We start from the raw sequence: 11,543 nt of genomic DNA on the forward strand, positions 1-11,543 counted from the left end.
TTTTTAGTTATTCACTAATTTCATAGAGCCTTCATTGTATCTTTCCCCTACATTCGGGTACTTTTTGAGAATAGAATCAATGGTTTCCAGATCAGACTGGGAAAGCTCAATCTGTATTGCTTCAATATTTTCTTCCAAATATTTGATACGTTTTGTGCCGGGAATCGGAATGATATCTTCACTCTGGTTTAGCACCCATGCCAATGCCAGCTGAGTTCCTTTAACACCTTTTGAGGCTGCAAAATCATTAATTTCTTTTGCTAAATTCCTGTTGTTTTCAAGATATTCTTCCTGATAACGAGGCAGAGATTTTCTGAAATCTTCATCACCAAAATTCTGAACATCATTAATATTAGAAAAAAGCCCTCTCGCCAAAGGAGAATAAGGAACCAAAGACATACCCAATTCCCTGATAGTCGGAAGAATTTCCTTCTCCACATCTTTTGTAAGCAATGAATATTCTGACTGTAAAGCTGCAATCGGGTGAATTTTATTTGCTTTTCTGATAGATTCCGCAGAAGCTTCAGATAGTCCTAAATACCTTACTTTTCCGGCTTTTACGAGCTCTGCCATTGCCCCTACTGTTTCCTCAACAGGGATATTCGGGTCTACACGGTGAGCATAATAAAGATCAATTTCATCAATTTTTAATCTCTGAAGGCTCAGGTCAACGGCCTTTTTGATCCATTCCGGAGAACCGTCGAAATAAGTCCCGGGAGCTCCGCTGTGACTGGCTTTTCCATCCTTAAACCTAAATCCGAATTTTGTAGCAATAAAAATCTTGTCACGGTTCGGAACCAAAACCTTTGATATCAGCTTTTCATTTTCTCCGGCGGCGTACATATCTGCGGTATCCCAGAAATTTACGCCAAGATCAAGCGCTCTGTGTAATGTATTGATGCTTTCCTGTTCATCACTCGGGCCATAAGCAAAGCTCATTCCCATACATCCTAAGCCTATTGCGGACAACTGCTCTCCTGTGTTTCCTAGTTTTCTAAATTTCATGATTGTTTGTGATTTAAAATTTACAGTACAAAATTATAACAGCGATTCAAAAGTCTCAATATAGAATTCAAACGAAGAATTATAAAATTCAAACAGCAGCCATTCTTCTTATTGCATTCGGGGTCTTTCCTGTTTGTTTTTTAAAGTAGTTGGTAAAATATGCAGGCTCTTCAAAACCCAATCCATAGGCTATTTCAGAGACATTCCAGTCGGTATGCTTCAGTAATGCATTCGCTTCCTGGATAATCCGTGAGGTGATCTGCTGACTGGTTGTTTTTCCCGTAATTTCTTTTACAGAGCGGTTTAATGAGTTGACATGAATGGAGAGGCTTTCGGCATAATCTGTCGGGGTTTTTAATTTTAAAAAACTTTCCGGGCTGTCGATCGGGAACTGTCTTTCCAGTAATTCCATAAAAAGAGATGCTACTCTTTGGGAAGCATTCTGATAATGTTCAAAATTTTCCGCAGGATGTATTTTCATCGTTTCATGAATCAAAAGATGTAGATACGCACGGAGAACATCATATTTATGCAAATAATCCGACTGAATTTCTGTCATCATTTTGCAAAAAATATCTGCAATGGTCTGTTGCTGCTGCTCATCAATAAAGAAAACCGGAGTTCCTCCAATTTTAAAAAGCTGAGAGTCCTGAAGATTCCCCAAACGGCTTCCTTCATGTAAAAACTGATCTGTAAAAAGGCAGAAAAAGCCTTTCTGGTCTTCATTTTCTGCTTCCCAGGAATAGGGAATTAATGGATTTGAAAACAAAAGTGCAGGCTTATCTACATAGATCCATTTATCCGCATAATGAAGCTTTCCTTTTCCTATAATTAAGGAGATTTTATAATAATCCCTTCTACTGTAAGGAGTAATTGATGAACAATTTTCACGTGAAAACACATTAAAATGACCTACTCCGGGAGTTTTGATACACTGCAAGCCTTTATTCAGGGCATTGCGTTCATAAAAACCTTTAACTATCTCTCTTTCCATACATCAAAATTATAAAATTCAAACAAAACTAAATACAAAAAATCACAACAATTGATAAAATGATTAAACATTCTTGAACCAAATAATAAATAAAAGTGACCGATCTTCTGACCAGTCACTTAAAAATTGAATGTATAGTTGAAAAATTGGTTTTAATGATGTCCGTGATTTCCTTTATTAGCCTTATTTTTTTTGTTCATGTGCTTATATTGCTTATCATTATTCTTATTACTGTTGTAAACAGCTACCGGATTTTTGCCTTTGTAATATTTTGTTTTAAATTTTACATACTTATCACGTCCTAAAATTCTCTCCAGCTCAGCATATCTGTCTTCTCTCCATCTGTCCGGATTGTGCGCATATACCCTGTTCCATGAGTTGAAATCATTATAGCGGTCGTTCAGCGCATAAATTTGGTTGGCCTGTACTGTTGTCAGCACCAGATCTGTAACTACATTCTGCCAGTTGATGTCTGTTACGCTTCTTCTGTAATCATTATAATAATCTGACTGGCCGTAGCTTAAACTGAAAACCCCAACGAGCATTGCAGTTAATAAATACTTTTTCATCTTTTAACCCTTTAAAAAATTAATACCGATAAAGGTTCAATTAAAATGCCAAACCAATTTAAGATTTGCCAATGTTTGTTAAAATCCGGCTACGATATTTGTATTCAACATAAAAATTACGTTAAGATTCCGCAAAAATAATTCGGCTTTCATTTTTAATTTGTAATTTTAAAGAAGATAAAAAATTCAACATAATCAACCAAATCTGAATAATTATGGAAAATATAAAGTTTGAAATATCTCCATACCAAGATGAATTGCAGATATTAATTGATGGAAAAAAAGCAGGTTACATGTCTATTGAGATAGACGGCAGGCTGCTGATTGTTTACTACACCAAGCTTGATGAACAGCATGAAGGCCAGGGCTATGCAAAGATGCTTCTGGATGAGCTTGTACGATATGCCGAGGAAAAAGACCTTATGATTGACCCTGAATGCGATTTCGTAAGACAACAGTTTGAAAATCACCCTACGCGGTATAAAGATATCTGGCACGCTTAAATTAATCCCTCCACCAGTCATGGAATACATTGTCTGGCCGATTCAGATCCACGGTTTGGCCTATCATTGGGGTCAGAATATTTAAATTTTTGTCTTTGCCGAGACTTGTTACTTTTTCCAAAGGTTCGGACCAGGCATGAAGCGCCAGCGCAAATTTTGAGGAGTGAACAGGAATGATATTTTTTGCTTTCACATCAATACTTGCCGCGATCACATCTTCCGGCAAAGCATGAATATATTTCCAGGCTTCATTGTACTGTCCGTTTTCTATAATTGCATAGTCAAAGGGGCCGTAAGTTTCTCCAATCATTTTAAAATGAGTATCATAACCGCTGTCGCCACCCAAAAATATTTTCTTTGTCGGGGTTTCCAGAACATAGGAGGTCCAGAGAGTGACATTTCTTTTGACCTTTCTTCCGGAAAAATGCCTTGCCGGAGTAAAAGTAATCTTAATACCATTTTTTAAATCCGCTGATCCGCCCCATTCATCTTCAATTAACTGTTCCGGCTTATATCCCCATCTTTCTAGATGCGCACCGACTCCTAAAGGTAAAATTACCTTTTGCACCCTGTCTTTAATGGATTTTACAGTGGGATAGTCCAAATGATCGTAATGATCATGCGTGATCACCAGATAATCAATATCCGGGATATCTTCAGGTTTAAAAATATCTGCTCCGGCGAAAGCTTTGTTGAAAAACTTGAATGGCGAACCATAAGAGCTTAAAACAGGATCAATCAAAAATGAAACTCCATCCGTCTGAATATAATAGGAAGAATGCCCCAGCCAGATGAAAACATCCAGATTTTTATCCAGATTTTTCAGGCCCGTATGAATCGATGGTATATTTTTATGCGGTTTCAAAAGCGGGTCTTTCTTTTTAAAGAAAAAATCATACATCACCTTCCACATACTGTAACCTTCTGCCAGCGAGGGTGTATAGCTAAGATTCTGGAACTGATTATCTTTATAATATTTGGAATGCTGCATTCTTTCCAGCCTTTTTCCGGAAGCTTCTGCTCCAAAAACTTCCTGACGGATTATAATTAAATATAATAAAACCGGTAAAATAACTGCTGCTATAATTATGTAGACCATTTTTCAAAAATAGGTTTAAATGTATGACTTTAATCTTATATGACGATCAGGAAAAACAATCCCTTTATTTTTAACTAAAATTATAATGATTTTTGAATAATTTATCATCAAATTAATTCAGTAATCGTCTCAAACTTTTTAATTTAGCAGTCGGAAAAAATAAACGTGCAAAAGAATTATTTCATACTGTTTTTGCTTTTTATAATAACTTCCTGTGCATCCATCAGAAGACATAATGAGCAGAGAGCATCCTGCATTCCCCCTGAAAAGCTGAAGGAGGATGTGGATTTTGCCTATTCCAAACTGAAAGAAATGCATCCGCAGCTCTACTGGTATATTTCCGAAAAGGATCTTGACCGCAAATTCGACAGTATAAAATCTACCATTACCGAACCGCTTACTCCGCTCCAGTTTTATTTTAAGCTGCAGCCCGTAATTGCCGATATTCGTGAAGGACATCTTTCTCTTCGGATTCCGCGGAAAAAGCTTTCAGCCAAAGAAATCCGGGAGCTGGAACATAAAAAAGGAATGTTCAGCCGTTTCAGATATTATGTAAAGGATAATCAGTTATTTATAATTGAAAATAAAGATTCCATAGATCATATTAAGCTTGGAACAGAAATACTTTCTATTAACAAAGTTCCTGTCTCAGAATTAATTCAAAAATACAGAAAACTGATCAGCAGCGATGGTTTCAATACCACTTTCCAGCCCTATTTTCTAAGAGACTGGTTCTTCTATTTTTATATTGCCGAAAACGGATTTGCGGATCAGGCAGAAATAGAAACCGTCTACAACGGTGAAAAGAAAACATATATTTTAAAAAGAGAAACAAAATCTGAAGAGGATCTTAAAAAAGATAAAGAGCTTGAAAAACGGACTGCAGAGAAAAAAATAAAAGACTATGTAGCCCTTTATGATTCTTATAACCGTAATTTCCAGTTTCTTGACAGAGACAGCAGCATTGCTTATATAAAAGTGAAAAGCTTCTCAAAAGATTATTCCGAAAAATTTTATAAAGAAACGTTTGAAAAGATTAAAAATAAAAAGTCTGAGTTTCTTATCATCGATGTCCGGAACAATTACGGCGGGTCGCTGGATGAGATCAATAACCTGTATTCTTATCTTACCCCAAATCCGTATGCGCTGATAAAGCCATCACAGGTAACCTCAAAAGCTGCTCCTTTGAAAACCACATATTTCAGGGACAGCAATGTTTTACAATATGCTTACAAAAGTCTTACCTACCCTACTTTCTTTTTTGCCCAGGCCTTCAGCACTTATAAAAAGGACGGAAAAATTTATTATAAAATGAAAGCGGATAAAACCGCAAAGCCCAGTAAGAACACTTTTAACGGGAAAATTTTTGTTTTAATTAATGGTGGAAGCTTTTCTGCTTCAGCAATTATGACTTCCAAGCTAAAAAATGATAAACGGGTAACGCTGGTAGGTGAAGAAACCGGAGGTGCCAATGACGGTACTGTTGCCGGATTTTATTCTTACCAGAAACTTCCTAATTCTGAGATTAATTTACCTATCGGACTGCTCCTGGTACAGCCCAACATCGCTTTTACCCACACCAGCAGAGGCGTAATTCCTGATATTTCTGTTACGGAAACCCTTCAGGATATTATTGAAAGAAAGGATCCACAGCTGGATCGGGTAATGGAAGAGATTCAAAAAGACAAAGATTCAAAAAAATAAAATTGGTTTCGGCGGGCCGGAGGCCCGCCGAAACTATCTTTTCAATTCATTTACAAGATCCTCAATTTTCCTGATATGTTTTCCATAAAAGCTTCTGAACCATATTTTTCCAACTAAAAATAATAAAGGAGTCACGATAACTAACGACCCGATGAGAATGCTTGCTATTTCTAAATGAGTCAATGGGATGATACGCGGGATGAACTCTAAAACAATAAGCAGTTCGCAGACTAAAAAGGGTACGAAAGCAACATAAAATGCCAGATAAAACTGCTTATTCAGTTCAAACTGGTGTAACAAATCCTGTAAGCTTTCATAAGTCTTTAATGTAGGATCGCTTATGTTTTTATAAAGTTTAAAAAATTTACTGAAAAAGAAATAAGTTACGAAAACCATTGAAGCAATTAAGATTGTAATATAAAATTTAAACTTAAATGGCGCTTCACACCAGGCAATTAATCCAAATGAAAAAATAAAAATTGCAATGGTTGACCAAAGTTCCATCCGCATATTTTTCCTTACTTTTTCAAGCGGAAGATTGATTTTATTTTTATGTTCGATGCTTATTTCGGGAGTTTGTTCTAAAGAATTATCTTCATTCCAGGCATCCTTAAGCTCATCTATATTCATGATAATTGATTTAAAAGTTAGTATTTATTTGTACTTAAAATTTCTTTCAGTTTATTTTTTGCACGGTTCATTTTTACCCTTACATTTCCTTCTGAAATTCCCATCTGTTCGGCAATTTCCTTTCCGGAAAAATTTTCCAGGTAATAGAAGATAAAAGCCTTATCGATAGCATTGAGCTGATGAATGGCCTGGTACATGGCATTGAGCTTATCTTCTTTTTCATTATCAAAATCTTCCTGCGTAATTTTGTATCCGGAAAGATCTTCATTAGCAATAAAGCTTCTTTTCTTCTCATTTTTAAGGAAAATAATGGCCGTATTTAAGGCAATTCTGTACAGCCATGTGGAAAACTGGCTTTCACCTTTGAAATTGGGATAAGCTTTCCAGACCTGATAGGTAATCTCCTGAAAAAGATCATCGCGATCGTCTTTTTCATCCATATACATTTTAGAAATCTTGAAAATGATTCCTTTATGCTTTTCAATTTTTTCTAAAAATTCCTTTTCTAATGAGGCCATGCTTATTACTCTCTTTAGAGTTAGTAGGTAGTGTAAAGATATGTTACAATATTTTATCAAAAGAATAAATAAAACCCGACAGAAATATTCCTGCCGGGCCTTATACAAAAAATTTAAAAAACTATTCTACTATTATTTTCTTAGCAACAGTGTTTCCTCCGGAAATTATTTTTACCAAATAAACTCCTTTCTGAACTCCGTTGATATTTACTTTATTGATTCCTTTTGTCAGCTTTTCAGATTGTTTTACCAGTTTTCCTGAAAGATCATAGATTTCAAAAGCTCCTTCGGCTTTATCATTTTCTATGGTAAACATTTGATTTTTCACAGGGTTTGGATAGATCGCAAACTGGCTCTCTGCTCTTGCAGGAACTTCATTTGTTGCTAAAACTCCATTCCCAATACCTACTGCATACCAAGCCTTTACATTCTGAAGCTGCTCATTTCCTGAAGCTCCATAAAGATCTGTAACCGCCTGTTTTGTGGCATTATAAGCATCCATATATGTTGCATTAGGTGTTAAATAATTCATAAGCGCTCTATAAATAATTTTTTCTGCTTTCTGAATTGTAATTCCGGTAACATTGAAAGAATTTCCGATATCATTAACCCCTGAACCGCCTTTTGACAAAAGATAAAACCAATAATTTCCTACTCCGCTGTTGGTATGAACCCCGCCGTTATCATTTCCCTGATTCGGGTTTGCAGTGCTTGCCCAGAATGTACTGTGGTAGGTATCCGGCTGGTGAGCGTCCAGCATATCCGGTCCTGAATTTGGATTCGATAAGCTTCTTAAATAGGCCGGAGCAATTACGGCAGGATTAAGCATTCCTTCTCCCATTGTCCAGTTAGGATTTATCCCTGAATAAAATTCAATGGCAGTACCCATCATATCTGCGATGGATTCGTTAAGCGCTCCGGATTCACCCTGATAATTTAATCCGCCTAATCCGTTTCTTGCGATAATTAAATGGGAGTATTCATGCCCGGCAACATCGATCCCTACAAATGGATTGGCTACCACTCCGGAAGGTGTAGAGCTGTCTATACCTCCATTACCATACACCATAAAAGTAACTGTTCCCGGTACGTCCACTGCTGCTGCATTGAATCCGTTACCTGACGGAGTTCCGGTCTGTAAAGTTCCGAAATCTACGTTATAATAATTCCTGATTAGAGCACCATTTCCGTCGTAACTGTTGCGATTGAACCTGTTTACGTAATAATCATGAGCTTTTTCTATTGCCCAGTGAGCTTCTACTGCAGGTTTTGTGATGGCTGCTGTAAAATTAGGTGTGGCATTTGTATATTCTGTTGCTCCGTTAAGCAGGCCGGTAGATGTATTGAAATTCCCATCAATATTGGCCGCGTTCATTGTATGTATATTCCTTGCATTATCTTTCAGCCTGTAACTTCCGTTATTCGAATCTACTGTAATTGCCTGAGTTCCTTTATATAATGTTGAGCTGTTAGAAGGAGTATCGGCATGATAAGATCTTGCGATTTTTTTAATAATATTTTTTGTAGAATTATCTATATAATAAGTAAATGCATTTAATGGTTTTAAAGAAAATCCATCAATTTTTGTTACATAATGGAGGCTTACTCCACGTCCGTTATCTATTTTAGTAATAACCGTTTCATAATTTGAGAAGCTGGTATTTCCCTGTGCTTTCATATCAGCAGTAGCAATATTTTCAGCTTCAGCCTGAGGAATTGCACTTCCGGCTCCGGCATTGATGTCAGAAGAAAATTCTCCGTTTGCAAATGTAAGCTGTCCGTTTTTTTCGTGAAGTAAGATAAATTCATCCGCCACTTTTATTCCTTTGAAATAATGCTGATAAACTTTATGCTTTATCCCTAGCTCATCAGTATTTTCTTTAACGAATTTAAATGTATGGTCTGATCCTGCTCCTAACCATTCGTTAAAATGATTAACCAAAAAATCAGAAGAAATATCCTGCCCGCTAAAATTAGCGTAGAAATTTCCCATTGCGGAGGTCTTAGAAATTCTTGGAAGATTTTTTACGTCGGCTTCAGTATTGTTTTTAATGGACTGAGCCTGAACAAGATTCATGGATGCAGCGGTAACTGTGGCAAAAGCTAACGCTTTAACAAGTGTAATTGTTTTTTTCATTTTTATGTGTTTTTAATAATGCAAATTTAAACGTTTAATCTGTATAAATAAATATTTATTTAATTTTTAACATTTTTTAGTACTGTTTACAATAAACATACCACATTAATTAATCATTTACATTATATCCAAAAATAGCAAGAATACCTTCCCCATAAAACAATCCGCAATATCAATGATATTGCGGATCATAATGTATTTAATCATTTATTAAAAAATATAGTCTGTGCTCAGGAAATTAGAATCGTGATCTCTTACGATGGTATTTAATAAGTTTTTATTGGAATCCGTTACTTTGGCTGCAACCAGTGATCTGATGGAGAAAGAACGCAGCGCATCAAATACAGATAATGTACCTTCTGCACTGTCTTTTCTTCCGGTGAAAGGGAAAACGTCCGGCCCGCGCTGAGCCTGGCAATTGATATTTACACGGCTTACAAGATTTACAAAAGGATCAATAAGCTTTGAAACTTCCATAGGATCTTCACTGAAAATACTCACCTGCATCCCATGATCTGCATTCACCTGGTATTCAATAGGCTCTTCTATCTCCTCAAACGGAACAACAGGAATTACAGGCCCGAACTGCTCTTCGTGGTACAGCTTCATATCACTGTTCACCGGATAAACTACAGCTGGGAATACAAAAGATTCTTCTGTAAATCCACCGTTTTCATTAAGAACTTTCGCGCCTTTTGCGATGGCATCATCAATACATTCTTTCAGGTAAAGAGGTTTATTTACTTCCGGAAGCGGTGTTATTCTTACGTCATTTTCCCAAGGAAGACCGGCTTTCATTGCAGAAACAGCTGCCGTTAGTTTTTGTGTAAATTCTTCCGCTACTTCTTTTTGCACAAAAATTAATTTTAAAGCCGTACATCTCTGGCCATTAAATGAAAGTGAACCTAAAATACATTCGCTTACCGCTACATCAAGATTGGCATTTTTCGTAACAATGGCCGCATTTTTTGCATCTAAACTTAAAATTGCTCTTAACCTGTTAACTTTCGGGTGAATTTTTTTCAGTCCGTTGGCTACTTTACTGGAACCGATGAACGCCAGGACATTCACTTTTCCGCTTTCCATAATCGGGGTGATGATCTCTGAACCTTTTCCATATAAAGTATTTACGGTTCCTCTCGGGAAAGCTTCTTTGAATGCACTTAATAAAGGATAATGTGCTAAAACACCATGTTTGGGAAGTTTAAACAAAATCGTATTTCCCATAATAAGAGCAGGGATCAGCGTGGTGAAAATTTCATTTAAAGGGTAATTGAAAGGTCCCATGCTCAGAACAACGCCAAGCGGTGCTCTTCTGATCTGTGCAATGGTTCCTTCCGCCTGCTGGAAACGGGAAGATTCTCTGTCAAGATCTTTTAAAGCATCAATCGTCTGGTTGATATAATCCACGGTTCTGTCGAATTCCTTTGTAGAATCGGCCAGTGTTTTACCTATTTCCCACATCAGCAGTTTAATGATCAGGTCACGCTGCTGGATCATAAGATATACAAACTTCTGCATACACTTTATTCTGCCTTCTACAGACATTGTAGGCCACTCTCCCAGCCCATTGTTGTAAGCTTTTACAGATGCTTCCAGAACTTCCATTGCTTCATTCGGGCCTATATTTGGAATGTTTCCCAGAAGTTTTCTTTCCAGCCCGTTTTCTGTTTTGATGCATACGGGTGAATAAATATTCTGCACATCACCGTTCCATTGTACCAGCTCACCATTTAAGAGGTATTCCCGCTGATGGATTACGGGAACTTTGTATTCTTCGGGAATTTCGTTTTCAGATTTGAATATTTCATGAAATTTATTCTGTGTTGAATCCATAAATATTTTATTTTTTTAATAGTGTTAAAAATTTGACAGAATAAAGGTAATTGTAAAAAATGATTTTAAAAATAGGCTGTTGATAGATTTGTTCTATTTAATGGCTGTTTGAATAAGAATTAATAAACGCAATACTTCAATCTCCATCTCCAAGGGAATTAAAATCTTTCGTTGAATAATGCAAAAATACCAGGATAAGTAAATCATTTACAGATCCTTCAACATCAATATGAACTTGCAACTATTTTTGAGACAAAATTTATATACTCTTTATGCTACATTTTTAGATTGATTAGACATTAAATTTTGATACTCTCTTATGGTTAAATTTCCTAAAGCTGAATGCCTTCTCTGGGTGTTGTAAAATGTTTCTATATATTCAAACACAGAGTTTTTGGCGTGGTCTCTAGTTTCATATTTATTTTGATAGACAAGTTCGGTTTTCAGAGTTTTGAAAAAACTCTCCGCTACAGCATTATCATAGCAATTTCCCTTTCCACTCATACTTCGGGTAATATTTTTCCCGACTATTGACGTAAATTCTGTGC

Annotated in this window: 11 protein-coding genes; 2 read left to right on the plus strand and 9 right to left on the minus strand. The window is 36.3% G+C overall.

All coding sequences use genetic code 11. The features are described 5' to 3' along the window. Positions 1-3: 3 nt before the first annotated feature. The 3 genes from H560_RS0120775 to H560_RS22180 form a co-directional block, all read right to left on the minus strand. On the minus strand, positions 4-1,005 hold the full coding sequence (locus tag H560_RS0120775; protein WP_027381752.1) for an aldo/keto reductase: 1,002 nt from the start codon (positions 1,003-1,005) through the stop codon (positions 4-6). An 88-nt stretch (positions 1,006-1,093) separates the two neighbouring features. Next, a complete protein-coding gene (locus H560_RS0120780) occupies positions 1,094-1,999 on the minus strand; it encodes a helix-turn-helix domain-containing protein (RefSeq protein ID WP_027381753.1) in 906 nt (301 codons plus the stop codon). A 152-nt stretch (positions 2,000-2,151) separates the two neighbouring features. Beyond that, positions 2,152-2,568, minus strand: a complete 417-nt coding sequence (locus tag H560_RS22180; RefSeq protein ID WP_051289417.1) for a hypothetical protein — start codon at positions 2,566-2,568, stop codon at positions 2,152-2,154. Between the two features lie 215 nt (positions 2,569-2,783). Here H560_RS22180 and H560_RS0120790 point away from each other — a divergent pair, with 215 nt between their 5' ends. Further along, positions 2,784-3,071, plus strand: a complete 288-nt coding sequence (locus H560_RS0120790) for a GNAT family N-acetyltransferase (protein WP_027381754.1) — start codon at positions 2,784-2,786, stop codon at positions 3,069-3,071. Position 3,072: 1 nt separating this feature from the next. On the opposite strand, the gene H560_RS0120795 is transcribed toward H560_RS0120790, so the two are convergent. Next, positions 3,073-4,170, minus strand: coding sequence for an MBL fold metallo-hydrolase (locus tag H560_RS0120795; RefSeq protein WP_027381755.1), 1,098 nt, complete (start codon positions 4,168-4,170; stop codon positions 3,073-3,075). 192 nt (positions 4,171-4,362) lie between these two features. Here H560_RS0120795 and H560_RS0120800 point away from each other — a divergent pair, with 192 nt between their 5' ends. Further along, positions 4,363-5,874 carry a S41 family peptidase gene (locus tag H560_RS0120800; protein WP_228372518.1) on the plus strand — a complete coding sequence of 504 codons (1,512 nt, stop codon included), beginning with the start codon at positions 4,363-4,365 and terminating at the stop codon, positions 5,872-5,874. A 33-nt stretch (positions 5,875-5,907) separates the two neighbouring features. Here H560_RS0120800 and H560_RS0120805 read toward each other — a convergent pair whose 3' ends face one another. The 5 genes from H560_RS0120805 to H560_RS0120830 all read right to left on the minus strand — a co-directional run. Then, positions 5,908-6,504, minus strand: a complete 597-nt coding sequence (locus tag H560_RS0120805; RefSeq protein WP_027381757.1) for a hypothetical protein — start codon at positions 6,502-6,504, stop codon at positions 5,908-5,910. 17 nt (positions 6,505-6,521) lie between these two features. Further along, positions 6,522-7,022: an RNA polymerase sigma factor gene (locus tag H560_RS0120810; protein ID WP_027381758.1), complete on the minus strand. Its 501-nt coding sequence runs from the start codon at positions 7,020-7,022 to the stop codon at positions 6,522-6,524. A 121-nt stretch (positions 7,023-7,143) separates the two neighbouring features. Continuing rightward, positions 7,144-9,159 (minus strand): M4 family metallopeptidase, encoded by a 2,016-nt coding sequence (locus H560_RS0120815; RefSeq protein WP_027381759.1) that lies wholly within the window; start codon positions 9,157-9,159, stop codon positions 7,144-7,146. A 210-nt stretch (positions 9,160-9,369) separates the two neighbouring features. Then, entirely contained in the window at positions 9,370-10,995 is a 1,626-nt protein-coding gene (locus H560_RS0120820; RefSeq protein ID WP_027381760.1) for an NADP-dependent glyceraldehyde-3-phosphate dehydrogenase, read from the minus strand. Positions 10,996-11,265: 270 nt separating this feature from the next. Beyond that, positions 11,266-11,543, minus strand: a 278-nt coding sequence (locus H560_RS0120830; protein WP_027381761.1) for an IS3 family transposase, incomplete at its 5' end; no start/stop codon positions are given.

Origin of the sequence: Chryseobacterium daeguense DSM 19388, assembly GCF_000430825.1 — a bacterium.
In the GTDB taxonomy this organism is placed as follows: Bacteria; Bacteroidota; Bacteroidia; order Flavobacteriales; family Weeksellaceae; genus Chryseobacterium; species Chryseobacterium daeguense.